This is a genomic window from Thermobifida halotolerans, assembly GCF_003574835.2.
GTDB classification, from domain to species: domain Bacteria; phylum Actinomycetota; class Actinomycetes; order Streptosporangiales; family Streptosporangiaceae; genus Thermobifida; species Thermobifida halotolerans.
This window is the reverse complement of the sequence record NZ_CP063196.1, coordinates 3,120,517-3,144,136: the sequence shown is the minus strand read 5'-3', so window position 1 is coordinate 3,144,136 and position 23,620 is coordinate 3,120,517. Positions and strand designations below refer to the sequence as shown.

The window sequence follows — 23,620 nt, the reverse complement described above, 5'->3', positions numbered from 1 at the left end:
GGACCGTCGCGGCCTGCCAATCCGAACCAAGGGTACCCGCCGGAGAAGCGGCCGTTCCGGGACGGACCGGGACGGACTCAGCGCGGCGGCGGCACCGGGCTGCGCAGGGTGAAGGCGTGCGGTCCGGGGCCGTCCGCGCGCAGCCGGGCCAGGCGGGAGCGGGCCTCGGCCGGGTCGGGCGTGCCCTGGCGGCACGTCCACCACAGCGCGCGCTCCGAGACCGGGGTCAGGCCGGTGCGCGCCCGCCAGGAGCGCGTGTCGGCTCCGCTGTCCAGCACGAACGCGCGCAGGTCGGCGATGGACTCCCACAGGGTGACCAACAGCACCGCGCCGCCGGCGACCGTGACCGCGTCCGCGGCGCGCACCAGTCCGGGGTGGTCGGCGGCCCGCCGCGACAGCGCGTCGACCAGGCCGTCCAGCGCTTCGGAAGGTCCATCCGGCAGAGAAATGGACTGGACTGCGGCGAGTACGGGGGGCAGGTCGGCGTCGGAGCGGAGGCCCTCGACGGAGAAGGGAGTATCCGTGTCACGCGGAGGACCGTGGAGCAGCGGAGTGGACATGGTCGGCCCTTTCAGACGGGAGGAGAAGAAATCCAATCGGGTCTGGTGTGAATGCCAATTGAATGCCAATATGGACGCAGACGGAGATGATTGGTAGTGCCAATGGGGTGGGGAATGGACTCTTCTGTGGGTGGTGCCCACGACGTGGCGGCCCTCCTGGGCGGATGGTCCGGCGGCGACGGCCCCCTCTACCGCAAACTGGCCGCCGCGCTGCGCCGGGCGGTCGAGGACGGAGCCCTGGCCGCGGGCGACCGCCTGCCCTCCGAACGCGCCCTCGCCGCGGCGCTGGCGGTCAGCCGCACCACCGTGGTCGCCGCCTACGACGAACTGCGCGGCGCCGGACTGCTCGACAGCCGCCAGGGCAGCGGCACCCGCATCAGCGCCCGCACGCGCCCCGCGCCCTCCAACGGCTACGTGCGGGGCGGCAGCGGGCTGTCGCTGTACCAGCGGCTCATCGACGGACCGGGCGACCTCATCTCGCTGGCCTGTGTCACCACCGAGGCCCTCCCCCCGGTACCCGACATCATCCGCGAGGTCGCCGACCGCCACCTGTCCGACCTGCTCACCGAGACCGGCTACCACCCGCGCGGCCTGCCCGAACTGCGCGAGGCCGTCGCCGACCACTACACGGCCCTGGGGCTGCCCACCCACCCCGACCAGATCGTCGTCACCACCGGGGTCCAGCAGGCGGTCACCTTCGTCTGCGACCTGTACCTGTACCGGGGATCGGCCGCGCTCATCGAGTCGCCGAGCTTCGCGGGCTGCCTGGACTCCCTGCGGGCGGCCGGAGCCGACCTGCTCACCGTGCCCGTGGACGACGAGGGCGTCGACATCGCGCGCATGCGCCGCGTGCTGCGCGAACGCCGCCCGGACCTGATGTACCTCATGCCCAACTACCAGAACCCCACAGGCGTGCTGATGTCGGCCGCCCGCCGCCGCCAGGTCGCCGAACTCGCCGCCGAGCACGGCGTCCCCGTCTTCGAGGACGGCGCCTACACCGGACTGCGCGCCCCCGACGAACCGCCGCCCGTGGCCGCCTTCGCCCCGCCCGGCGCGGAGGTCATCACCGCCGCCTCGGTCAGCAAGACCGCCTGGGCCGGGCTGCGCATCGGCTGGCTGCGCGCCTCGGCCGCCGTCGCCGAACGCATCAGCCGCCGCAAGGTGATCACCGACCTGGGCAGCCCGCTGCTCGACCAGGCCGTCGCGGCGCGTATCGTGCGGCGGCTGCCGGAGGTCGCCGCCGCCCGCTCCGCGCACCTGGCCGAACGGATGCTGTTCCTGGAGGAGCGCCTGCGCGAGAGGCTGCCGTCGTGGAGCTGGCGCCGCCCCGACGGCGGCGCGGCCCTGTGGGTGCGACTGCCCGACGGGACGGACGCCCGGGTGTTCGCCCAGGTGGCGCTACGCCACGGCGTGGAGGTGGTGCCCGGTTCGGTGATGGCCCCGTGCGGCGACTACGACTCCTACTTCCGGCTGACCTTCAGCCACTCCTTCGACAGGCTCACGGCGCTCGCGGACCGGCTCGCCCGCGCCTGGGAGGACCTGTGCAGGTACGGACCGGTGGAGAGCTACGCACCCCGGGTTGTGGTCTGACCACAGGGGTTCGGCCCGGTTTGTGGGGCGATTCACCACTCTGTTTCCGGGCCCCGCCGTGCTAGATGTGGTGGGGAACACTCCTTACCGGGGGAGCGCTGTGGCCGAACCCGGCGCTCCCCGCGCTGACGAAGAGGCCGCACACATGACACAACAGCCACAGCCGCCCGTACTCTGGGTGCCCGACGAGACGCGCCGCGAACGCGCCAACCTCACCGCCTTCACCCACTGGGTGGAAGAGCACCGCGGCGTCGACGTCCCCGACTACGACGCGTTGTGGCGCTGGTCGGTCACCGACCTCGACGGGTTCTGGTCCGGAATCTGGGAGTACTACCGGGTGCGCTCGGCCACCCCGTACACCGCCGTCCTCGCCGACGACACCATGCCGGGGGCCGTCTGGTTCCCCGGTGCGACGCTGAACTACGCCGAGCACGTCTTCCGCGACCGCGACGACACCGCCGTCGCCATCCGCCACGCCTCCGAACTGCGCCCCCCGGGCGAGGTGACCTGGGGCGAACTGAAGCGCCGCACCGCCGCGACCGCCGCCGCGCTGCGCCGCCTCGGCGTGGGCCCCGGCGACCGGGTCGTGGCCTACCTGCCCAACGTCGTCGAGGCGGCGGCCGCCTTCTTCGCCTGCGCCGCCATCGGCGCGACCTGGTCGTCCTGCTCGCCCGACTTCGGCGTGCGCAGCGTCATCGACCGCTTCGCCCAGATCGAGCCGAAGGTGCTGCTCGCCGTCGACGGCTACCGCTACGGGGGCCGGGACTTCGACCGCCGCGACGTCCTCAGGGCACTGCGCGACGGGCTGCCGAGTCTGGAGCACACCGTCGTGCTGCCCTACCTGAGCGACGAGCCGGTCGCCGACACCCTGGCCTGGGACGAGTTCGAGGCCGCGGGGGAGGGGGCCGACCTGGACTTCACCCCGCTGCCCTTCGACCACCCGCTGTGGGTGCTGTACTCCTCCGGCACCACAGGCCTGCCCAAGGCCATCGTGCACGGCCACGGCGGCATCCTGCTGGAGCAGTTGAAGAACCTGCACCTGCACCTGGACGCCCAGGCCGACGACCGGGTCTTCTGGTTCACCACCACCGGCTGGATGATGTGGAACTTCCTGGTCAGCGTGCTGCTGACGGACGCCTCCATCGTCCTGTACGACGGCAGCCCCGCCCACCCCGACCTCGGCGCGCTGTGGGACCTGGCCGAGCGGACCGGCACCACCATCTTCGGCACCAGCGCCGGATACCTGTCGACCTGCATGAAGGCCGGAATCCACCCGACCGGGGGCCGTGACCTGTCGGCGCTGCGCGCCATCGGCTCCACCGGGTCGCCGCTGTCCCCGGAGGGTTTCGCCTGGTGCTACCGGGAGTTCGGCTCCGACCTGTGGCTGTTCTCCACCAGCGGCGGCACCGACATCTGTAGCTGCCTGGTCGGCGGCGTGCCCACCCTGCCCGTCCACCAGGGCGAGATCCAGGCCCGGTCGCTGGGCATGGCCGTGGCGTCCTGGGACCCCGAGGGCAACGAGCTCGTCGGTGAGGTCGGAGAGCTGGTGGTCACCCGGCCCGCGCCGTCCATGCCGATCTACTTCTGGGGCGATGCCGACGGCACGCGGCTGCGCGACAGCTACTTCTCCATGTACCCGGGCGTGTGGCGGCACGGCGACTGGATCGAGATCACCGAGCGCGGCACCGCGATCATCTACGGCCGCTCCGACTCCACCATCAACCGCGGCGGCGTGCGCATGGGCACCAGCGAGATCTACCGGTCGGTGCTGGCCCTGGAGGAGGTCCTCGACGCCCTGGTCGTCGACGTCCCCCAGCCCGACGGCGGCTCCCGCATCGAGCTGTTCGTGGTGCTGCGCGAGGGCGCGGAACTCGACGACGACCTGGTCGGGCGGATCGCCCGCGGCATCCGCGAGGACTGCTCGCCCCGGCACGTGCCCGACGGGGTCCGCGCCGTCACGGCGGTTCCGCGCACCCTGTCCGGCAAGGTCATGGAGGTGCCGGTCAAGCGCATCCTCATGGGCGAGGCCCCCGAGCGGGTGGCCAGCCGCGACTCGCTGGCCAACCCCGAGGCTCTGGACTACTTCGCCCGCTTGGCCGCGAACAGGAGGAACGAGTAGGAAAATCCTGGTTCCTTAGGAGGAACCGACCCGGAACGTCCTAGTCTGGACCACGTGTCACGACTGGAGCCCGCGACGGGTACTCGACGGTTCTCCTGGCCGGAGCCCGGGCGACTGGTCGGAGTGGACGTGGCCCGGGCCCTGGCGGTGTTCGGCATGTTCACCGTCCACCTGGGCGTCACGTCGATCGGCCTGGCCGACGGCCCGGCCGCCGACGCCTTCCACGAACTGACCAGGGGGCGCTCCTCCGCGCTGTTCGCGTTCCTGGCGGGCGTCTCACTGGCGCTGCTGTCGGGACGGCGGAACCCGCTGGGCGGCGAGCCGCTGCGGCGCGCGACCTCCAAGATCCTGGTGCGCGCCGCGGTCCTCGCCCTGTTCGGGGTGTTCCTGGACCTGCTGGGCACGTCGATCGCGGTCATCCTGGTCTACTACGCGGGCTACTTCCTGCTGGCCCTGCCGCTGCTGCGGCTGCGCGCGACCGCCCTGGCCGCGACCGCCGCGGCGATCGCGCTGCTCGGCCCGCAACTGTCGTACCTGCTGCGCGCGGCCCTCGGGAACCCCGGGGCCCCGCCCGCCTCCATCACCGGCATCGGCGACTTCCTCCTCCACGGCTACTACCCGGCGTTCACCTTCATGGCGTTCGTGGTCGCGGGGATGGCGGTGGGCCGCCTCGACCTGCACGCCGCGCCGATCCGCGCCGCGCTCGCGGGAACCGGGGGAGCGCTGGCGCTCCTCGGCTACGGCGGGTCGTGGCTGCTGCTGTACCCGCTGGGCGGCATCCGGCGGATCGCCGAGACCTACATCCCCTACTACTACGGCACCTCGACCGGCACGGTCTCCCCCGAGGGATGGCAGATGCTGCGGACGGTCGCCGAGGAGGAGATCGCCTCCCTGCACGGCACGGTCCCCACCGACTCCCCGGCCTGGCTGCTGGTGGCCTCGCCGCACAGCGGAACGACCTTCGAGATCGCCGGGGCGGTCGGCACCGCCCTGCTGGTGCTGGCCGGCTGCCTGGTCCTGGCCGACCTGCTGCGCTGGGGCGTCTATCCCCTGGCGGCGGCCGGGTCGATGGCGCTGACCTGCTACGTCGGGCACGTCATGGTGATCGCGGTCCTGGGCGACGCCGCCCACGACACCACGCCGTGGCTGCTGGAGACGTTCGTCGCGGGCGCACTGCTGTTCGCCACCCTGTGGAAACTGCTGCTCGGCCGCGGACCGCTGGAACGCCTGCTCGGCTGGGCGGCCGGCCTCGCCGTCCGCCCGGACCCCCCGCGGACCCCGGACGGAGGGGCGTCTCCGCACCGCCCCTGAACCGCGGGACGGGCACCGAGAAGCCAAGAGTGGGGAAGTTCCGGAGAACCTCGACCCCGGGAGAGGGTTTCAGACGGCCTTGGCCGAGGGGGTTGTGGAACCTCAGCCCGAAGGAGACCTGAAAGTCCCCCGGGGCCGGGGTTTCCCGGAAGCTCTTCCCCACCTCTTGGCACCGGCCGTAAAACCATTCCCGTTCTGTCGGTCCGGTGCCGTAATCTTCCGACGTTTGGCCGGAAAACCGACACACGGGGGACCCCTTGACCGCCACCGCCACCCCATCCCACGCCGCGGCGCGCAGCCTGCGCGGCAGTCCCTGGGCCACCCTGGTGGCCATCTCCTTCGGCGTCATGATGGTGGCGCTGGACGGCACCATCGTCGCGGTGGCCAATCCCGCCATCGGCCGTGACCTCCAGGCGTCGCTGGCCGAACTCCAGTGGGTCACCCACGGCTACCTGCTGGGCCTGGCCGTGTTCCTGATCACAGCGGGCAAGCTCGGCGACCGGTTCGGATACCGCCGCATGTACCTGGTCGGCGTCGTCGGCTTCGTCGTGGCCTCGGTGGCGATCGCCCTGTCGTCCGGCGTCGTCCTCCTGGTGGCCTTCCGCATCCTCCAGGGCATCTTCGGCGCGGTGCTCAGCCCCGCCGCCATGGGCCTGCTGCGCACGAGTTTCCCGCCCGAGCGGCTCGGCCGCGCCTTCGGACTCTTCGGCAGCCTGCTCAGCGCCGCCAACGCCGCCGGGCCGATCGCCGGAGGGCTGCTGGTCAGCGCGTTCGGCTGGCAGGCGGCGTTCCTCATCAACGTGCCGGTCGGCGCGGTCGCGCTGGGACTGGGCCTGTGGCTGCTGGCCACCGACCGCCCCGACACCACGCGGGCACGCTTCGACCTGACCGGCGTCGCCCTGCTCACCGTCGCGATCTTCTCCCTGGTGTGGGCGCTGGTGGAGGCCCCCGGCGCGGGCTGGACCGCCGCGGTCACCCTCGCCCCGCTCGCCGTCTTCGCCGTCTTCGGCGCCGCCTTCGTGCTGTGGGAGCGCCGCCCCGCCGATCCGCTGCTTCCGCTGGCGATCTTCCGCAACCCCTCGGTGTCGATCGGCGTCGTGCTGATGCTGCTCATGGCGCTGAGCCTGATAGGCTCCCTGTTCTTCGTCACCTTCTACCTGCAGGGCGTGCTGGGCCTGAGTCCCACCCGGGCAGGTATGTTCCTGCTGCCGCTGATGGCGATGATGGGCATCGCCTCGCCGCTGGCGGGCCGCCTGCTCGACCGGGTCGGCGCCAAGATCCCCACCATAGCCGGACTGCTGTCGAGCGCGTTCGGCCTGTTCCTGCTGTCCCGGTTGGACACCGACACCGCGTTCGCCTTCGTCGCGGTGGCGTTCCTGCTGCTCGGCGCGGGCCTGAGCCTGGTGATGACCGGTGCGACGGCCGCGATCGTCGGCAACGTGCCGGTGCGGCTCGCCGGGGTCGCCTCCGGAATGCAGCAGTCGGCGATGCAGTTGGGCGGCTCGCTGGGCACGGCGGTGCTGGGCGCGGTGATGTCCATGACGATCATCGCCACACTGCCCGGCCACTACCGGGCGGCGGACCTGGCGGCTCCCGGGGCCGGGGAGTTGGCGGCCATGCAGAGCACGGTCGCGCAGGGCGGGGCGGTCGTGCCGGAGGGCGCCGACGCCGCGCTCACCCAGGCGGTCACCGCCGCCAGCCACGCGGCGTTCCTGGACGGCATGCACCTCGCCTTCGGAATCGCCGCGGCGGTGATGGCGCTGGCGGCGGCGCTGGCGCTGCTCATGCGTCCCGGGACGGCGGGGGCGGGCCAGGCCGAACCGGTCGCGCACGTGTGAGACCGGCTCACACCGCCATCTCGTAGGCGCCGACCAGGGCGCGCACCCGCTCCGGGGTGGCGGCGGACAGCGCGGCCAGCCGTTCCGGGGAGTCCAGCAGTGCGGCCAGCGACGCGAGCAGGGCGCAGTGCTCGTCGCGGGTGGCTCCGGCCAGGCCCACCACCACGCGCACCGGGTCGTGGGCGGGGTGGCCGAAGGCGACGGGCGCGGCCAGCCCCGCCCACGACCACCCGGTGCGCAGCACCGAGGAGTCGGGGCGGGCATGGGCCAGCGCCAGGCCGGGAGAGACCACGATGTACGGACCGTAGGTCCGCACGGTCCGACACATCCGTTCGACGTAGTCGACGGTCACCGCTCCGGTCGACACGAGCAGGTCTCCGGCGGCGCGGACCGCGGCGGGCCAGTCCGGAGCCGGGACACCGGTCGCCACCGCGTCGGGCGGCAGCAGCCGGGACAGTGCCGCACCGTCCATCTGACCCCCTCTCGCCAACCGGAAGCGGTGTTGTCCACAGTAGGCGCAGGGGGCGCCCACAACCGGGCGCAGCCGCTTGTGGCACCTTCTCGACCTGGTGAAACCTCGGTCAAACGGGGTCGGTCGGCGGGGTTCGGCGGTCCCCGCGCGGCATGCGGGCGGCCGTGCGGTCGCGGTGCACGAGGGAGTCGCTGGTGGTGCGGGTGTGGGCGCGCAGCAACCGCCGGGCGTCGTCGATCGCCGCGCGGGCGACCTCGGGCCGCGCCGTCGCCCCGGCACGGGGTTCGTCGTGCGGCAGCCCCAGGTCCCGGGGGAGTCCGGCCCGGCCCACGACCCGCAGTTGCGCGCTCTCCTGGGCGGCCGACGGCCGGATGTCCCCGGTGGGGGTCTTCCAGTGCCGCAGCCGGTGTTCGAGCCATTCGGTGCCCTGGTAGCCCTCGCCGTGCGGCCAGGGCAGCCCGTCGGGGCGCGTGGTCAGCGCGTGCAGCAGGTCGGCGACGGACCATCCGGCCGCGAAGAACCGGGCGGCCTCGGTGCGGAACGCGGCGAAGTCCACCCCCGTCAGGGACGGGTCGCGGCGGCGCAGCAGTTCGCACGCCTGGTGCACCTCACGGGGCGTGTGCACCGGCTGGTTCAGCGGGTTCGGAGGAGGCGGGTGCAGCACCGCGTCGTCCACGGTCACCACGACCTCGCCGTCGCGGTTGTCCCACACGCTCACCCGCTCACGCGGCCACCCCTGGGACTCCACCAGGGACGCGGCGAGTTTTCGCAGGTCAACGTTATCGTTGCTGGAGATCCGAAACTCGGCCAAGGCGTGTCTCCTCTCCCTCGGAGCCCCAGCGTAGGGCAGCGTTGGGTCAGCGGACACGGTTCGGTCACCCGAAAGGGGAGGCAGGGCGTATTCCGGCGAAGTAGGGTGATCGTTCCCGCGACCGATGCGGGTGGGAGGACGGAGGAGAGACAACGGTGAGCATCCAGGCACACGCACGCGCCCGAGCAGCGGCCGACCGGCTGCGGTCCCGTACCGGGGTGGACGCCTACACCGCCGCGGTGGTCCTGGGGTCGGGTTGGGGCCCGGCGGCCGACGCGCTGGGAACCTCCGGAGTGGAGGTCGACGTCACCGAGCTTCCCGGTTTCGCCGAGCCCACCGCGCAGGGGCACCGCGGCGTCGTGCGCAGCGTGTCCGGCCACAGCGGCGAGATGCTGGTGTTCCTCGGCCGCAGCCACCTGTACGAGGGACACGAGGTCGACACGGTGGTGCACAACGTGCGCACCGCGGTCGCGGCGGGCGCGTCCACGATCGTGCTCACCAACGCCTCCGGCGCGCTGGACCCGGCGCTGGAACCCGGCCGTCCGGTGCTCATCAGCGACCACGTCAACCTCACCGCGCGTTCCCCGATCGTCGGCGCGAAGTTCGTCGACCTCACCGACGCCTACAGCCCCGCCCTGCGCGCGCTCGCCCGGGAGGTGGACCCGTCGCTGCCGGAGGCCGTCTACGCGGCCGTGCCGGGACCGCAGTTCGAGACCCCCGCCGAGGTCCGGATGCTGCGCGCCCTGGGCGCGGACCTGGTCGGCATGTCCACGGTCCTGGAGACCATCGCCGCGCGCGAGGTGGGCGCCGACGTGCTGGGCGTGTCGCTGGTCACCAACCCGGCGGCGGGCCTGAACCCCGGCCCGATCGACCACCGCCAGGTGCTGGCGACCGGCCGCGCCGTGGCGGCGGACGTGGGCGTGCTGCTGGCGGACGTGCTGAAGAAGCTCTGACTCCCGCCCCCTGCGTTCCGGCTTGCAGCCTCGCGGAGTTGGACGACATCGCCGCCACGGGCCCACCGGGGCCCCGTGGCGGCCGACGTTCCTTCCACCGATCCCTCTGCGGAGGCGCGGGTGGGTCGGCGCCGGGGCGCCTCCCTGCTCCTGCGCCAACCCACTCCGGGCCTCTCCTTACAACGCTTCTCGCCCACCCCAAGGGAAGGGTTGGGGTCACAGATCCCCTTGGGCGGAGGTGGCCTGGAAACCCTTCCCCGGGGCAGGGGCCACCCGAGGCTTCCCCGGGCTCCGCTCCCCGGCCGGCGCCGGGTCACTCCAGGTCGCGCAGTGGGTCGGGGGGCAGGGTGTTGGGGGCGAGTTCCGCGTCGGCGGCGTTGAGCACCGGGATGTACTCCTCGTCCACCACGAACTCGCGGCCGCCCAACTCGAACGTCGGCGCCAGGTGGGTGTCCACCGGGCCGATGCGGACGTCGCGGGGGAACGTGCGCCAGATCGTCTTGGGATGGGTCCGGCTGAACCGCCGGTTCGCCACGACGGTGATGGCGTTGTTGGTGACCACCACGTAGAAGGACGCCGAATCGTTCCGGAACGCGGGAAAGACGTAGCGGATCTCGGCGTCGACCGGGAGGAACCCCCGAAGACGGGCGCGCACTTCGGCGGAAACGGGCATCGGACCTCTCCTGTACCGCTGGACGGACTCCTCAACTTCTCCGGAACGCGACCACAGCCCGGGCGGTTCTCCCCACTTTTGAGGAAACTCGCCGGTAGACCGCGCCTCCGGTTCCGATTCGTGAGAAACCTGTTGGACGGGACCTTTCCTCCCCTGGTACTCCATCAGTCGGGACAACCGAGCAGGCGGGAGCAAGCCGATGGCCAGTGACGAGCGGCGGCGGCCCAGGAGGCTGCCCGACAGGGTCGACCAGGTGATCATCAACGCCCTCGCCGAGGACGCGCGCACCGGCGTCACCGAACTCGCCGAACTCGCCAACGTCTCCCGGGCCACCGCCTACAACCGCATCAAACGGCTCACCGACGACGGCGTGATCCGCGGCTACTCGGCCGTCGTCGACCACGCCAAGATGGGCCTCGGCATCACCGCCCTCATCCTCGTCTCCGGCAGCCAGCCCGACTGGCGGGCCAACCGCGAGATCATCTCCGCCTACCCGGAGGTCGAATACTGCTGGTATGTGGCCGGATCGGCCGACATCGTGCTGCTGGTGCGGCTCACCGACACCGACCAGCTACGCGACCTCGTCCTCACCCGGCTGCAGTCGCTGCCCGGCGTCAACGCCACCCAGACCCTCACCGTCATCGACGAGGTCGTGCACCGGCCGGTGGTCAGACCCGCGGAGTGACCGGCGCTCAGATCTCGGCCCCGACCGGCACCCGCGCCCGCGCCTGCGCGTCCTGGCGGGCCTCCTCCGCGCCCAGCGCGATCGGTGCGCCCAGCCACTCGTCGGGCAGCCCGAAACCGTCCACCAGGGCGCGGGCGTGCGGCCGCAGCCTCCGGCACAGCGAGTTCACCGCGGAGGTGACCGCCTTGGCGCGGGCGGGCGTGAACCGCTCGTGCTCCAGGAACCAGGCGCGCTCCTCCTCGGCCAGTGACAGCACGAACAGGTCGCACAGCCGTTCCAGCACCCGGCGCGTCCCCTCGTCGCGGACCCGTCCGATCCCCTCCGTGAACGCCTCGAACACCAGCCGGTCCACGTGGGCGCGCGCCGCCAGCAGCACGTGGTCCAGCACGCCGTTGAACGCGGCGAAGGCGTCGGAGGACGACGTGCCGCGCAGCCGCCGCGCCAGCCCCTCCAGCACGTGCGCCTCCCGGTCCTCCAGCAGTTCGCGCTGCCATTCCCGGTCGAACAGGTCGGCGTTCCCGTCGCGGCCGGGCGCGGCCTGCCGCAGCCGGTCCAGGAAGGAGCGGGCCGCGGTGCGCTCGATGACCGTGCCCAGGAACTGCCCGGCCACGAACTTCGCCGTGCCCAGGGTGTCCAGGCTGCCGAACTCCTGCCGGTAGTTGGTGAGCAGGCTCTTGCCCACCAGTTGCAGCAGCACCGTGTTGTCGCCCTCGAAGGTGGTGAACACGTCGGTGTCCGCCCGAAGCTGCGGCAGCCGGTTCTCCGACAGGTAGCCCGCGCCGCCGCACGCCTCCCGGCACTCCTGGATGGTGCGGGTGGCGTGCCAGGTCGCGACCGCCTTCAACCCGGCGGCGCGCGCCTCCAGTTCCCGCTGGCCGCGCTCGTCCAGCGGTTTGGTCGTCAGATTGTCGTGCAGCCGCGACACGAGTTCCTCCTGCGCGAAGTGCAGCGCGTAGGTTCGGGCCACGGCGGGCAGCAGGCGGCGCTGGTGGGTGAGGTAGTCCAGCAGCACCACCTCTCCGCCGCCGTCGGGGCGGGCGAACTGGCGGCGGGCCTCGCCGTAGCGGACGGCGATCGCCAGCGCCGCCTTCGCCGCCGTGCCCGCGCCGCCCGCCACACTGACCCGGCCCTGCACCAGGGTGCCCAGCATCGTGAAGAACCGCCGGTTGGGGTTGTCGATGGGGCTGGAGTAGGAGCCGTCCGCGGCCACGTCACCGTACCGGTTGAGCAGCGCGGTGCGCGGCACCCGGACGTGGTCGAACCACAGGCGGCCGTTGTCCACGCCGTTCAGCCCCGCCTTGGGGCCGCAGTCCTCGATGCGCACCCCCGGTATCGGCCGCCCCGACCCGTCGCGGACCGGTACCAGCAGCGCGTGCACGCCGTGCCGCTCCCCACCCGTGACGAGCTGCGCGAACACCACCGCCAACTGGCCGTCGCGGGCGGCGTTGCCGATGTAGTCCTTGCGGGCGGCCTCGTCGGGGGTGTGCACCACGAACTCGTCGGTGTCCGGGTCGAACGTCGCGGTGGTGCGCAGCCCCTGCACGTCCGAGCCGTGCCCCGTCTCGGTCATCGCGAAGCACCCGGGGATCTCCAGCGACATCACCCCCGGCAGGTAGGCGGCGTGGTGCCGTTCGGTGCCCAGCGCCTGGATCGCCCCGCCGAACAGGCCCCACTGCACACCCATCTTCACCATCAGCGACAGGTCGCAGACCAGCATCTCGAAGGCGACCACGGAACCGCCGACGTTACCGGCGCCGCCGTAGGCGGGCGCGAACCCGTAGCGGGCGAAGTCCGTCTCGGCGAGCCTGCGCATCTGCTCACTCACCCGGGCGCGGTGCTCCTCCATCCCCAGTCCGTACCGGGGCGCGAACTCGGGGCCGCGCAGCAGTTCCCGGGCGCTTCGGCGCACCTCGGCCCACCGGCCGTCCAGCAGTTCGCGCAGGGCCTCGGTATCGACCGTCGCCGCATCGTCACGCTGTGACATCGGGGCCTCCCGTCGGTGTCGTGTCAGCCGTCCCCTTCACTTCTGCTCCGGACGGGGACGAACTAACCCGCCCACACGCGCCGGAACGGAACGGAACCGTCGACAGCCGCAGAAGTCGGACCACCGTCCCGGAGAAGAGGCCGGTGCCCCGGACGCGGGTTCCGTAACAAAAACGTATCGGCGTGAACGGAAATGTCCGCTCCGCCGTCTGAATGCAAGATTGTCGCTTCGGGTCCGGAATGGACGTTCTCCGCACCGGCATGCGACCATCGGCACAGTTGAGAGGCAGGAGAACACAGGCGTGCTCACAACGACCCTGTTCGCAGTCGCCGCACTCGTCGTGTTCGTGGTGATCGTGGTGGTCTACCTGGTGGTCCGGGGCCGTACGGCGAGTGCGCCGCCCCCGCCCGCGCCCAGGGCCCCGCAGGATCCCTTCGCAGAGCAGGGCACCCAGGGCGACCCGCGCACCCTCAAGGTCGGCGACATGCTCGACTTCGGCGTCGAACGCGTCTGGGTGCGCGGCACGCTGCGGCTCTCCGAGGGCGGCTGGGAGTGGGCCGAGCACTTCGTCAACGACGGAGGAGGCGGGGAGCGCCGCTGGCTGTCGGTCGAGGAGGACCCCGACGTGCAGGTCGTCCTGTGGACCGCCCGGCCCGACCTGGAAATGGTTCCCGGCCCCAGGGAACTCGACGTCGAAGGAGTGCGGTACCGCCTCGTGGAGCGCGGCACCGCCTCCTACCGCTCCGAGGGCACCACGGGACTGCGCGCCAGCGGCGGCATGGACTACGCCGACTACGAGGGCCCCGGCGGAAAGCACCTGTCGTTCGAACGGTTCGACCACGGCGCCTGGGAGGCCAGCCTCGGAGTCGACGTCGCACCGGGCGGCTTCACCATCTACCCGAGTAGCTGACCATGCACACCACCGTCGACGTCCCCTTCAGTGACACCCGCGCCGCCGACCTCGCGTGGAGCATCACCCACCCGCCCGTCGCACCGCTGGCGACCAGGACCGTGCGCCTGGCGGGCGCCCGCGTGGAACTGCGTGTACTGGGCGCCTCCCACCAGGTGGTCCTCGACCACGGCACGGCACGGCTGGTCGAGACCGTCGCCTGCCTGCCCGGGGCGGTCGGCGGCCTGCCCGGCGAGAGGGCGCCGCGCGTTCCGGGAGTGGCCCGCCACCACTTCGCCAGCTCCGTGCGCTGTCTGGACCCCGCCGAGTTCACCGCGCGTACCACCGCGGTGCGCGACCGGTTGGCCGACCGCCCCGACGCGCTGCTGGCCACCTTCCCCGGTGACCCCCTCGCCGTCACCGCGCTGCTCGCCACCGCCGCGGGACCGGTGCTGCACTGGCGCAGTTGGCACGCCTACCCGCAGACCGGCGAACTCGTCACCACGATGTCCACCACCGTCCTGAGCCCCCCGCCCCCCGGAAGGGAGACCCCCGGCCATGGCCGCTGACTCCGACAACTCCGCGACCGCCAAGAAAACCGTGCTGATCAGTCTCGGCGCCATGGCGCTCCTCGTCATCTTCGTGGTCTCGTGCGGCTCCAACACCTACGCCTGCGGCGACTACGACTACGAGAACGGCCGCTACGAGTACGACCCGGGCGACGGCGACTACGACCTGCGCAACGGTGAGTACGTCTACGTCGGCTGCGACGACGACCACCGCAGCGGTTCCGGCTCCTCCGGAGGAGTCTGGTACTCCGGGGGCGGCAGCGGCAGTTCCAACAGAGGCGGCGGCCCCGGCTGGGGCAAGTAGCCCGCCACCCACCTTCCCCCTGCAACGCCAACCAGTCGAGGAATGCCATGTATCCGCTGCTCATCGACATCATCGCCTGCCTGGCCTACGGTGTGGTCGGAATCGCGCTGATGGCCCTGGGTTACCTGATCGTCGACCTGCTCACCCCCGGCAAACTGCACGAACTGATCTGGGAGCACCGCAACCGCAACGCCACCCTCATCGTGGCCTCCAACATCCTGGGCGTGGCCGTCGTGGTCGCCACGGCCATCGCCACCAGCGCGGAGGGCCTGGCCGCCGGACTGGTCACCACCGCGGTCTACGGGATCGTGGGCCTGGCCATCATGGCCCTGGCCTTCCTCCTCATCGACCTGCTCACCCCCGGCAAGCTCGGCTCGATCGTCGCCGACACCGAACTGCACCCCGCGGCCTGGGTCAACGCCTCCGCGCACGTCGCGGTCGCGCTGATCGTGGCCACCGCCATCTACTGATGGGCGATACCACCGGGGCCGCGGAGGCGGCGGGCACGGCCGAAAGGCTTCCCCTGCCACCGCGGCCCGCCCGGTTCGCGGTGCTGTTCGCGGTGTTCGTCTGCGCCGCGTGCGGCCTCGTCTACGAGCTCGCCCTGGTCGCCCTGGGCAGCTACCTGCTCGGCGACACCATCACCCAGGCGTCCGTGGTGCTGGCGGTGATGGTGTTCGCCATGGGCATCGGCTCCCTGGCGTCGAAGCGGCTCACCGCGCACCCGGCGCTCTGGTTCGCCGTGGTCGAGGGAGCGCTGTCGCTGGTCGGCGGCCTGTCGGTGCTGATGCTGTACGCGGCGTTCGCCTGGTTCTCCCTCTACCAGCCCGCCCTGGTCGGCCTCTCCTTCCTCATCGGCGCGCTCATCGGCGCGGAGATCCCGCTGCTGATGACGCTCATCCAGCGCATCCGCAGACAGGAGGCGGCCAGCGCCGTCGCCGACCTGTTCGCCGCCGACTACGTGGGCGGCCTGATCGGCGGACTCGCCTTCCCCTTCCTGCTGCTGCCCGTGTTCGGCCTGCTCGAAGGGGTGCTGCTGGTCGGCATGGTCAACGCGGTCACCGGCATGGCCGTCGTGCTGTGGCTGTTCCGCCGCTCGCTGAGCAGAGCGGGCGTCGTCGGACTGGCGTCCGGACTGGCCCTGGTCATGGCCGTGTCGTCGAGCGCGCTGGCGCTGTCGGACCGCTTCGAGGTCGACGCGCGCCAGGCCCTGTACCGCGACCCCGTCGTCTACGCGACGCGCACCGACTACCAGGAGATCGTCCTCACCGAGAACCTGCCCCGCACCGATTTGCGCCTGTTCCTCAACGGCGACCTGCAGTTCTCCTCCCGGGACGAGTACCGCTACCACGAGTCGCTGGTCCACCCCGTGCTGGACGGCCCGCGCGGCGACGTCCTGGTGCTGGGCGGCGGCGACGGCCTGGCGCTGCGCGAGATCCTCGAATACGGCGACGTGGCACGCGTGGTGCTGGTCGACCTGGACCCGGCCGTGGTGGAACTGGCCCGCAGCCACCCCGCGATCAGCGCGCTCAACCACCGCGCGTTCGACGACGAGCGGGTCACGGTCGTCAGCGACGACGCCTTCACGTGGCTGCGCGGCAACACCGACCGCTTCGACGCGGTGGTCGTGGATCTGCCCGACCCCGACGACGTCAGCACCGCCAAGCTGTACTCGGTGGAGTTCTACGGCCTGGTCCGCCAGGCCATGGCCGAGGACGCGCGGGCCGTGGTGCAGGCGGGATCGCCGTACTTCGCGTCCCGCGCCTACTGGAGCGTGGGGGAGAGCCTGCGCGAGGCCGGGCTGCACACCACGCCCTACAACGTGGACGTGCCCAGCTTCGGCAACTGGGGGTTCTTCCTGGCCCGCACCGACCGGGCGCCGGAGCTGGGCCTCGCCGCCGACGCCCCCGAGACCGGGTTCCTGGACGAGGCGGTCCTGGCCGCCGCCCAGGTCTTCCCCAAGGACCGCCGGCCCGGCGCGGAAGGCGAGGCCCAGCCCTCCACCCTGCTCAACCCGCGCATCATCGACTACCACCAGGACGCCTGGAAGGGGTACTGACCGGGGCGGCGCCCGTCACTCCCCGCCGTCGAGCAGGCCCGCGTCGTGGACCAGCAGCGCCACCTGCACCCGGTTGGTGCAGTCGAGCTTGGCCAGGACGCTGGAGACGTGCGTCTTGACCGTGGGCACGCTCAGGTGCAGCGCGGCGCCGATCTGGGCGTTGGACATGCCGTGGCCGACCGCGACGGCGACCTCGTGTTCGCGGGCGTTGAGCACCGACAGGCGCTCGGCGGCGCGGGCGCGCCGCCGGTCCCGGCCGGACTCCGCGACCCGCGCGATGAGCCTGCGGGTCACCTCCGGCGACAGCACCGGATACCCCCGTGCCACCTGCCGCACCGCCGCCACGATCTCCTCGGGAGGGGTGTCCTTGAGCAGGAACCCGGCGGCCCCGGCGCGCAGGGCGCGCAGTACGTGGCGGTCGGCGTCGAACGTGGTCAGCACGATGACCTCCGGCGCGCGCGGGCGGGCGCGCAGCCGCTCGGTGGCGGCCAGCCCGTCCACCGACGGCATGCGGATGTCCATCAGCACCACGTCGGGGGAGTGCTCGTCAACCAGGGAGAGGGCTTGGCCGCCGTCGCCCGCCTCGCCGACCACGCGCAGGTCCGGCGCGCCGCCCAGCATCATCGTCAGCCCGGCGCGCACCAGCGGGTCGTCGTCGACGAGCAGCACCCTGATCGGTGGATCGGCGGGCATGGTCACGACAGCCAGGGTAGCCGGGCGGCGACCCGCCAACCGCCGTCGGCAGTCGGTCCGTGCTCCAGGCTCCCCCCTGCCAGGGACACCCGTTCGGCCAGGCCGACCAGGCCCCGCCCGGCCCCGGCCGCGCCCGCCGCCCCCGGGACGCCATCGTCTCCGGACACGGGCGCGGCATTGACCACCTCCACCTCCAGTCCCGAGCCCGGCGCCCCGGTCACGCGCACGTCCACCTCGCCGCCCGGCGCGTGCTTGCGGGCGTTGGTCAGCGCCTCCTGCACCACCCGATAGGCGGTGCGGCCCGGCGGATCGGGCACGTCTTTCGCCACCTCGTCACGTAGCCGCACCCGTGTTCCGGCCCGCTCGGCGTCGTCGACCAGTTGCCGGATGTCGGCGAAGGCGGGCTGCGGCAGCTCCCCGACGGGGGCGCGCAGCACCCCGATGACCTCCCGCAGGTCCTGCAGCGCCCGGTGGGAGCTTTCCCGGATGACGCGGGCCGCGCGGGCGACGTCCTCGGCGGGCGCGTCGGGGCGGTACTCCAGCGCCCCGGCGTGCACGCTCAGCAGCGACAGCCGGTGCCCGAGCACGTCGTGGATCTCCCGCGCGATCTCCTCACGGACCTCCCGCTGGGTCTGCTCGACGCGCAGGCGCGCCTCCACCTCGGCGCGCTCGGCCCGCTCCCGCAGGGACGCCACGAGGCGGCGGCGGTGGTGGACAAAAAGCCCCCAGCCGGTCGCGGCGCCCTGGAACGCCGCACCCAGCAGGAACAGCAGGATGCCGGGCACGCCGGGTTCGGGACGCAGCAGCACGTAGCCGAACGCGGTGAGCAGACTCAGCGCGAAGACGGCCGAACCGGTGCGCGGAGGCCGGTGCACGGCGACCGTGAACAGCGCCGCCAGCATCGCCCCGGCCACCATCTCGAAGTAGGCCGACAACAGCACCAGCGTCACGGCCAGCCCGGTCGGCCACCGGCGGCGCAGCCACAGCGCCGCGCAGCCCAGCACACCCACCAGTTGGTCGAGGTTGAACAGCCACACCGGGACCACGCCGGGGACCGCGCCCTCCTCGATGCGGACCGCGGACGTCAGGAAGCCCCAGGCCACCGCGGACGCGAACAGGCAGAAGTCGACCAGCCAGTCGCGGAGGCTGCGGCGGCGCGCGGATCCGTTCATCGTGGGCAGAGCCTACGGCCGTCCGGTACCGGTCGTCTCGCCCCGAACGCGCCGACGATACCGAAGTCGCCGAAGTCGATACCTTCGTCGCGGTCGGACGTGCCAACCGGCGACCCCGGTCGCCTCGCTCCCTCCCGAAGACCGATCCGCGCAGCCACCTGGCTCCCCCAGCATCGAGGCATGCGCAAAACCCTTCAGACAGCGGGCTTCCTGCTGACCCTCATGGGCGTCAGCGGAGCCGTCGACCATCTCTACGTCCAACCGGTCATGGGGATCTTCCTCAACGCGTTCAACCGGTTCGTCCTCCCCCGCGTCGGCTTCCTCACCGGTTATGAGCTGTACGCGAACCTCAGCCTGGCCGTGCTGGGCGTCGCCGTGATGGTCGCCGCGGAACGGATCAGGGAATGACGGCCGCCTCCGTCCCCGCGGCGCCCCGCCGCGTCCGCCGGGGCCTCGCCCCGGCCCCGCTGGTGCTCGCCCCGGTCTGCGCCGAGTACCTCACCGGCTACGACACCCACGCCGGCGACCCCGAACCCGCCGTCTCAGTCCCCGTAGTCGGGGGCGATCCGGTCGAGCAGCCGCAGCAGGGCCCGCCAGGCCAGTTCCGAGCCGTTGTCGTCGGTCAGGTCGCTGGCGGCCTCGCCGGAGAACTGCCGGGCCGTGTAGGCGCAGACCTCCTCCGACGGCAGGCGCAGCCGTCCGGCGGCCTGCGCGGTCACCTGGATCTGGCAGGCGCGCTCCAGGTAGTACATGCGCAGGAACGCCTCGGCCGGGGTCCGCCCCACCGTGAGCAGGCCGTGGTTGCGCAGGACCAGCGCCGGGTGGTCGCCCAGGTCGGCGACCAGGCGCCGCTGCTCGTCGAGGTTGAGCGCGATCCCCTCGTAGTCGTGGTAGCCGACCCGCCCGTGGAACTCCAGCGACATCTGGTTGACCGGCAGCAGGCCCTCCTCCAGGGCGGCGACCGCGCACCCGGCGCGGGTGTGGGTGTGCAGGACGCAGTGGGCGTCCGCGCGCGCGGCGTGCACGGCGCTGTGGATGACGAAGCCCGCCGGGTTCACCGGGTGCGGGGTGGGCTCCACCGGCCGCCCCTCCAGGTCGATCCTGACCAGCGAGGAGGCGGTGATCTCCTCGAACAGCAGACCGTAGGGGTTGATCAGGAAGTGGTGGTCGGGGCCGGGCAGCCGCACCGAGATGTGTGTGAAGACCAGGTCGGTCATCCGGAAGTGGGCGACGAGCCGGTAGACGGCGGCGAGTTCGCGGCGCAGCCGCGACTCCTCGTCGCGCGGGGACGTCGACTCGGTGGGGGAAGGGGCGGACGGAAGCGTGGACACGGAGACTCCTTCGGTCGGTTCGGTCGCGGTCGAACGGGCGCGCGGCGTCCCGCGGGAGATGAGCGCCGCCCCCAGGACACCGGCCAGGGCCAGGTGGAGGGCGGGAGCCAGGAACGCGATGCGGTCGGCGGTGGTCAGGGGTGCCAGAGCGCTGGCGGCGAGGTAGCCGAGGGAGCCTCCGGCCGTGGCGGCGGCCCCGAAGTAGGAGAAGCCCTCGGCGCGGCGGCGCAGGCCCAGTTCCGCCTCGACCCGGGTGACCAGGATCCCGTTGAGCGGCACCAGCAGCAGCGCCGAGGCGAACAGCGCGGCCGCGTAGCCGCCCACCGTCTGGGCCAGCCCGGCGGGCAGACTGATCGCGGCGGAGGCCAGCAACAGCAGAGGCGTGCCCGCCGCGGCCCGGTCCGCGGACAGCGGGCGCAGGCTCGCCAGGACGCCGCCGAGGCAGGCGCCGGTGGAGAAGACCGCGGTGACCCAGGTCGCGTGGGTGGAGGTGAGCCCGTAGTCGGCCATGCGCTGCGGGATGTTGGCCGTGAGCACGCCGTACCCGGTGCTCACGCACAGCACCAGCAGTGAGATCCGCAGCACGGGCACGGCGGGCAGCAGAGGAGTCGCGGCCGCGGCGGGCGCCGGAGGCAGCGCGGGGGCCGAACGCATCGCCCACCCCGCGGCGGCGCACAGCAGAGCCGTTCCGGCCAGGGCCGCGTCCGCCCCGCCCAGCAGCGCGAGCGCGCCCACCAGGAGCGGCCCCAGGACGGCGGAGAGCTCCACCATCAGCGACTCCGCGAAGTGGGCGCGGCGCAGGTTCCCCGGCGGGGCGACCACCAGCAGCAGCGCGCGCATCCCGCCCAGCAGGCCCGCCATGCTCAGCCCCTGGAGCGCGCACAGCAGGACGTACAGCCACAGCGGGGCGCCGAGGGCTGCCGTGGCGAGCAGCAGGATGGTCGACCCCGCGGCCGCCACCAGGCTCCACAGCAGCCCCCGCCGCATCTCGAAGCGGTCCAGCAGCCGCCCGACGAACGGCCCGGGAGCTCCGCTGAACAGCGAGAACACTCCGGCCAGGAACACTCCGGAGGTCAGTGAGCCGGTGGCGTGCTCGCCCAGGAGCAGCACCGCCAGCGGGGCCATCGCCATCGGGACGCGGCTGAGCGCCGAGGTGGGGACCCACCGCCGCCAGGGACGGTGGGCCAGCAGGGCGGCGGCGCCGGCCGCCGCGGTGCCGTCCGCGGCGGGGACGGCCGGAGGGGGCGTCACCGCGCCCTCCACCGCTGAGGGGACGTGAAAGTGACGTCAACAGGGGTTCCTACGAGCGGAATCATGCTCTTTCCAGGTGGTCGGGCGGGAAAACTCCGAAGGGCCGGGGGGATGTGCGACAATTGCGCGGGGCCGCCACCGCGGCCCGGCCCGGCGCGTACGGGTACCCCGCAAGACGGAAACCGATCACGTTGCCTCAGCGCTACCGCCTCGACGACCACGACCGCAGCATCATCGAGGTGCTGAAGGAGGACGGCCGGGCGCCCCTCGCCCACGTCGGGGAACGGGTGGGCCTGTCCCCCGACGCCGTGCGCGGCCGGATGAACCGACTCGCCGACGACGGCGTGGTGCGCATCCTCGGTCTGGTCGACCCCGCCAGTCTCGGCTACCGGTGCCTGGCCACCGTGGGGATGCGCTACCACGGCTCTCCCGAGGCGCTGACCGAGGCGCTGCACAGCCACCCGCGGGTGACCTACCTGCAGCAGGTGGTCGGCGAGTACAACGTCCTCTGCGAGATCACCGCCTACGACGACGCCGACCTCGCCGACGTGATCAGCCAGTCGCTGCTGACCGTCGAGGGGGTCCGCGACTTCGAGGTGTGGCGCAACCTCACGGTCCTCAAGTGGGAGAGCCGGGCCCGCCCCCGCCCGCCCGTCGGCGAGCGGGCCCCCGCCGTGCGGCCCGTGCTCGACCAGGGCGACATCGAGCTGCTGCGGCACCTCGTGGAGAACCCCCGGGCCTCCTACCGGGAACTGGCGGCCCGGGCCGACCTCCCCTACTGGGCGGTGCGCAAGCGCACCCAGGCCCTGTTCGACACCGGGACCATCCAGGCCACCGCGGTCGTGGACCGCATCAAGGTGCAGCCCACGACCCTGGCCATGATGGGTCTCAAACTGGGCGGGACCGTCCGGGACGACCTCGCGCAACTCGCCTCCTTCCCGGAGATCGCGATACTCACCACCACGGTCGGCCGCTACCAGGCCGTCGCCGAGGTGTCCTGCGACTCGTCTGTGGCACTGTCCGACCTCGTCGAACGGGTGCTCGCGCTGAACGCGGTCCGGGACCTGTCGGTGCTGATCTACGGCGCCACACTGGTGCTCCCGCGGCCCTGGCGGTTCGACCCCGCCTGAGTCCCGCCGCCCAGCGCCAGCACCCCGGCCACCAGCGCCGCGCACACCAGCGCCCCGAGGACGAACACGCTGGACGCGCCCGCCAGGTCGAAGGAGAGGCCCAGCAGCACCGGCACCGCCACCGAGCCGACGCCGTTGAGGTAGTTGGTGGCGGCCAGACGCAGACCGGTGCCGCCCTCGCGGGCCGAGGTCGCCAGGATGTTGGTGGCGCCGATCCCGGTGCTGATGGCCACGCCCTGCAGCAGCGCTCCGACCACCACCCCCGCGATGCCGCCGCCCAGACCGACGGCCAGCAGACCGGCGACCGAGCAGCCGCCCGTGAGCAGCAGCACGCCGCGCATTCCCACCCGGCCGACGACCGTGCCGAACAGCGGCCCCGAGGCCACCGCGGCCAGGTCGCGGCAGAGCAGCAGCGCCAGCAGCCATCCGGCGAGTTCGCCGGCGGGAACGTCCAACACGAACGGGTAGAAGGAGTTGCCGATCAGGGTCAGACAGGCCAGGTTCAGGTTGACCAGGGAGGACGCCTGGAGGGCGCGGTCGCCGCGCAGCATGCCCAGCGAGACCGGATAGCTGCGCGCCACCGCGACCCCGGCGCCGGGGTCGCCGCCGGGACCGGCGACGCGCAGGCTCAGCAGCGCGAACGCGATCCCGAAGGCCGCCGTGAGCCAGAAGGCCCACACCCACCGGCCGTCGGTGAGGACGGTGGCGGCGAGCACCGCGGCGAGCGCGGCGGCCAGTCGCTGCGTCGCGCCGTTGTAGCCCTGGGTCCGGTAGGGGTCTCCGGTGCGCGCCACCACGGCCAGCGTCGTGACCACGGTCGCGCCCCGGCCCAGGCCGTAGCCGAGGACCACCACGACCCACACCCAGGCGCCGCGGCCGACGGCGAGGACCACCCCGACCGCGCACGCCGCGATGAGCAGTCCGCCGACGGCCAGCACGCCCCGCCTGCCCCTCCGGTCGGCGTGGGCGTTGACCGGAGGGGCGATCAGCAGGCCCAGTCCCTGGGCGAGCGCCAGGAAGACGCCGACGAGGAGTCCCGAGCCGAGGCCGTTCGCCGCCAGGGCGACCGGCAGCACGGTCTGCACCACGGCATCGACCGTGAACAGGATCAACACCATGAGCATGACCGGGGCGACCGCGCTTCCCGCGGGGAACGGGCGGGAACGCGCGACGGCCCCGTCACCCGGTGCCATCGCTCGTCCGCATCAGCGCCCCAAGTAATCGGT

22 protein-coding genes are annotated in these 23,620 nt (G+C 72.6%); 13 read left to right on the top strand and 9 right to left on the bottom strand.

The window, feature by feature from the left end:
* Nucleotides 1-77: 77 nt before the first annotated feature.
* Nucleotides 78-560: a DUF3291 domain-containing protein gene (locus tag NI17_RS14080; RefSeq protein ID WP_084012436.1), complete on the bottom strand. Its 483-nt coding sequence runs from the start codon at nucleotides 558-560 to the stop codon at nucleotides 78-80.
* A 114-nt stretch (nucleotides 561-674) separates the two neighbouring features.
* Here NI17_RS14080 and NI17_RS14075 point away from each other — a divergent pair, with 114 nt between their 5' ends.
* The 4 genes from NI17_RS14075 (at nucleotide 675) to NI17_RS14060 (ending at nucleotide 7,418) form a co-directional block, all read left to right on the top strand.
* Nucleotides 675-2,150, top strand: a complete 1,476-nt coding sequence (locus NI17_RS14075; protein WP_157129682.1) for an aminotransferase-like domain-containing protein — start codon at nucleotides 675-677, stop codon at nucleotides 2,148-2,150.
* A gap of 145 nt (nucleotides 2,151-2,295) precedes the next feature.
* Nucleotides 2,296-4,269, top strand: coding sequence for an acetoacetate--CoA ligase (locus tag NI17_RS14070; RefSeq protein ID WP_068688705.1), 1,974 nt, complete (start codon nucleotides 2,296-2,298; stop codon nucleotides 4,267-4,269).
* Nucleotides 4,270-4,392: 123 nt separating this feature from the next.
* Complete coding sequence (locus tag NI17_RS14065; RefSeq protein ID WP_424565564.1) at nucleotides 4,393-5,580, top strand: heparan-alpha-glucosaminide N-acetyltransferase domain-containing protein; 1,188 nt, start codon at nucleotides 4,393-4,395, stop codon at nucleotides 5,578-5,580.
* 257 nt (nucleotides 5,581-5,837) lie between these two features.
* Complete coding sequence (locus tag NI17_RS14060) at nucleotides 5,838-7,418, top strand: DHA2 family efflux MFS transporter permease subunit (protein WP_068688707.1); 1,581 nt, start codon at nucleotides 5,838-5,840, stop codon at nucleotides 7,416-7,418.
* Nucleotides 7,419-7,425: 7 nt separating this feature from the next.
* Here NI17_RS14060 and NI17_RS14055 read toward each other — a convergent pair whose 3' ends face one another.
* Nucleotides 7,426-7,890 carry a PTS sugar transporter subunit IIA gene (locus NI17_RS14055; RefSeq protein WP_068688709.1) on the bottom strand — a complete coding sequence of 155 codons (465 nt, stop codon included), beginning with the start codon at nucleotides 7,888-7,890 and terminating at the stop codon, nucleotides 7,426-7,428.
* 109 nt (nucleotides 7,891-7,999) lie between these two features.
* A complete protein-coding gene (locus tag NI17_RS14050) occupies nucleotides 8,000-8,701 on the bottom strand; it encodes a hypothetical protein (RefSeq protein ID WP_068688711.1) in 702 nt (233 codons plus the stop codon).
* 155 nt (nucleotides 8,702-8,856) lie between these two features.
* On the opposite strand from NI17_RS14050, the gene NI17_RS14045 reads away from it, so the two are divergent.
* Nucleotides 8,857-9,654: a purine-nucleoside phosphorylase gene (locus tag NI17_RS14045; protein ID WP_068688713.1), complete on the top strand. Its 798-nt coding sequence runs from the start codon at nucleotides 8,857-8,859 to the stop codon at nucleotides 9,652-9,654.
* 313 nt (nucleotides 9,655-9,967) lie between these two features.
* Here NI17_RS14045 and NI17_RS14040 read toward each other — a convergent pair whose 3' ends face one another.
* Complete coding sequence (locus NI17_RS14040) at nucleotides 9,968-10,327, bottom strand: hypothetical protein (RefSeq protein WP_068688714.1); 360 nt, start codon at nucleotides 10,325-10,327, stop codon at nucleotides 9,968-9,970.
* A 199-nt stretch (nucleotides 10,328-10,526) separates the two neighbouring features.
* Between NI17_RS14040 and NI17_RS14035 the strand changes: the two genes are divergently transcribed.
* The gene (locus NI17_RS14035) at nucleotides 10,527-11,012 is read left to right on the top strand and encodes an Lrp/AsnC family transcriptional regulator (protein ID WP_068688715.1); all 486 of its coding nucleotides are present in this window, start codon (nucleotides 10,527-10,529) and stop codon (nucleotides 11,010-11,012) included.
* A gap of 7 nt (nucleotides 11,013-11,019) precedes the next feature.
* On the opposite strand, the gene NI17_RS14030 is transcribed toward NI17_RS14035, so the two are convergent.
* Nucleotides 11,020-12,996 (bottom strand): acyl-CoA dehydrogenase family protein, encoded by a 1,977-nt coding sequence (locus NI17_RS14030; RefSeq protein ID WP_119267660.1) that lies wholly within the window; start codon nucleotides 12,994-12,996, stop codon nucleotides 11,020-11,022.
* Between the two features lie 301 nt (nucleotides 12,997-13,297).
* Here NI17_RS14030 and NI17_RS14025 point away from each other — a divergent pair, with 301 nt between their 5' ends.
* The 5 genes from NI17_RS14025 to NI17_RS14005 are packed head-to-tail and all read left to right on the top strand — an operon-like array spanning nucleotide 13,298 to nucleotide 16,817.
* Nucleotides 13,298-13,906, top strand: a complete 609-nt coding sequence (locus NI17_RS14025; RefSeq protein ID WP_199859943.1) for a DUF4178 domain-containing protein — start codon at nucleotides 13,298-13,300, stop codon at nucleotides 13,904-13,906.
* A gap of 2 nt (nucleotides 13,907-13,908) precedes the next feature.
* Entirely contained in the window at nucleotides 13,909-14,454 is a 546-nt protein-coding gene (locus NI17_RS14020) for a DUF2617 family protein (protein WP_068688718.1), read from the top strand.
* Nucleotides 14,444-14,758: a hypothetical protein gene (locus tag NI17_RS14015; RefSeq protein WP_068688719.1), complete on the top strand. Its 315-nt coding sequence runs from the start codon at nucleotides 14,444-14,446 to the stop codon at nucleotides 14,756-14,758. The genes NI17_RS14020 and NI17_RS14015 overlap by 11 nt, the downstream gene beginning before the upstream one ends.
* A gap of 47 nt (nucleotides 14,759-14,805) precedes the next feature.
* The gene (locus tag NI17_RS14010; RefSeq protein WP_068688720.1) at nucleotides 14,806-15,228 is read left to right on the top strand and encodes a DUF350 domain-containing protein; all 423 of its coding nucleotides are present in this window, start codon (nucleotides 14,806-14,808) and stop codon (nucleotides 15,226-15,228) included.
* On the top strand, nucleotides 15,228-16,817 hold the full coding sequence (locus tag NI17_RS14005; protein WP_068688721.1) for a polyamine aminopropyltransferase: 1,590 nt from the start codon (nucleotides 15,228-15,230) through the stop codon (nucleotides 16,815-16,817). The genes NI17_RS14010 and NI17_RS14005 overlap by 1 nt, the downstream gene beginning before the upstream one ends.
* Before the next feature lie 15 nt (nucleotides 16,818-16,832).
* On the opposite strand, the gene NI17_RS14000 is transcribed toward NI17_RS14005, so the two are convergent.
* The gene (locus tag NI17_RS14000; RefSeq protein WP_068688722.1) at nucleotides 16,833-17,510 is read right to left on the bottom strand and encodes a response regulator; all 678 of its coding nucleotides are present in this window, start codon (nucleotides 17,508-17,510) and stop codon (nucleotides 16,833-16,835) included.
* 2 nt (nucleotides 17,511-17,512) lie between these two features.
* A complete protein-coding gene (locus tag NI17_RS13995) occupies nucleotides 17,513-18,682 on the bottom strand; it encodes a sensor histidine kinase (RefSeq protein ID WP_119267659.1) in 1,170 nt (389 codons plus the stop codon).
* A 180-nt stretch (nucleotides 18,683-18,862) separates the two neighbouring features.
* On the opposite strand from NI17_RS13995, the gene NI17_RS13990 reads away from it, so the two are divergent.
* On the top strand, nucleotides 18,863-19,090 hold the full coding sequence (locus NI17_RS13990; RefSeq protein ID WP_068688726.1) for a hypothetical protein: 228 nt from the start codon (nucleotides 18,863-18,865) through the stop codon (nucleotides 19,088-19,090).
* A 134-nt stretch (nucleotides 19,091-19,224) separates the two neighbouring features.
* Here NI17_RS13990 and NI17_RS13985 read toward each other — a convergent pair whose 3' ends face one another.
* Nucleotides 19,225-21,264 (bottom strand): MFS transporter, encoded by a 2,040-nt coding sequence (locus NI17_RS13985; RefSeq protein ID WP_147416869.1) that lies wholly within the window; start codon nucleotides 21,262-21,264, stop codon nucleotides 19,225-19,227.
* A 191-nt stretch (nucleotides 21,265-21,455) separates the two neighbouring features.
* On the opposite strand from NI17_RS13985, the gene NI17_RS13980 reads away from it, so the two are divergent.
* On the top strand, nucleotides 21,456-22,394 hold the full coding sequence (locus NI17_RS13980) for an Lrp/AsnC family transcriptional regulator (protein ID WP_068688730.1): 939 nt from the start codon (nucleotides 21,456-21,458) through the stop codon (nucleotides 22,392-22,394).
* Here the strand turns inward: NI17_RS13980 and NI17_RS13975 are convergent.
* Nucleotides 22,343-23,587: an MFS transporter gene (locus tag NI17_RS13975; RefSeq protein WP_068688735.1), complete on the bottom strand. Its 1,245-nt coding sequence runs from the start codon at nucleotides 23,585-23,587 to the stop codon at nucleotides 22,343-22,345. The two genes, NI17_RS13980 and NI17_RS13975, sit on opposite strands and share 52 nt — an antisense overlap.
* Between the last annotated feature and the right edge of the window lie 33 nt (nucleotides 23,588-23,620).

Bases quoted from the DNA above. Each gene is read 5' to 3' on its own strand.
- NI17_RS14080 (WP_084012436.1), bottom strand. From the start codon at position 560: ATGTCCACTCCGCTGCTCCACGGTCCTCCGCGTGACACGGATACTCCC.
- NI17_RS14075 (WP_157129682.1), top strand. From the start codon at position 675: ATGGACTCTTCTGTGGGTGGTGCCCACGACGTGGCGGCCCTCCTGGGC.
- NI17_RS14070 (WP_068688705.1), top strand. From the start codon at position 2,296: ATGACACAACAGCCACAGCCGCCCGTACTCTGGGTGCCCGACGAGACG.
- NI17_RS14055 (WP_068688709.1), bottom strand. From the start codon at position 7,890: ATGGACGGTGCGGCACTGTCCCGGCTGCTGCCGCCCGACGCGGTGGCG.
- NI17_RS14040 (WP_068688714.1), bottom strand. From the start codon at position 10,327: ATGCCCGTTTCCGCCGAAGTGCGCGCCCGTCTTCGGGGGTTCCTCCCG.
- NI17_RS14035 (WP_068688715.1), top strand. From the start codon at position 10,527: ATGGCCAGTGACGAGCGGCGGCGGCCCAGGAGGCTGCCCGACAGGGTC.
- NI17_RS14030 (WP_119267660.1), bottom strand. From the start codon at position 12,996: ATGTCACAGCGTGACGATGCGGCGACGGTCGATACCGAGGCCCTGCGC.
- NI17_RS14020 (WP_068688718.1), top strand. From the start codon at position 13,909: ATGCACACCACCGTCGACGTCCCCTTCAGTGACACCCGCGCCGCCGAC.
- NI17_RS14015 (WP_068688719.1), top strand. From the start codon at position 14,444: ATGGCCGCTGACTCCGACAACTCCGCGACCGCCAAGAAAACCGTGCTG.
- NI17_RS14010 (WP_068688720.1), top strand. From the start codon at position 14,806: ATGTATCCGCTGCTCATCGACATCATCGCCTGCCTGGCCTACGGTGTG.
- NI17_RS14005 (WP_068688721.1), top strand. From the start codon at position 15,228: ATGGGCGATACCACCGGGGCCGCGGAGGCGGCGGGCACGGCCGAAAGG.
- NI17_RS14000 (WP_068688722.1), bottom strand. From the start codon at position 17,510: ATGCCCGCCGATCCACCGATCAGGGTGCTGCTCGTCGACGACGACCCG.
- NI17_RS13995 (WP_119267659.1), bottom strand. From the start codon at position 18,682: ATGAACGGATCCGCGCGCCGCCGCAGCCTCCGCGACTGGCTGGTCGAC.
- NI17_RS13990 (WP_068688726.1), top strand. From the start codon at position 18,863: ATGCGCAAAACCCTTCAGACAGCGGGCTTCCTGCTGACCCTCATGGGC.
- NI17_RS13975 (WP_068688735.1), bottom strand. From the start codon at position 23,587: ATGGCACCGGGTGACGGGGCCGTCGCGCGTTCCCGCCCGTTCCCCGCG.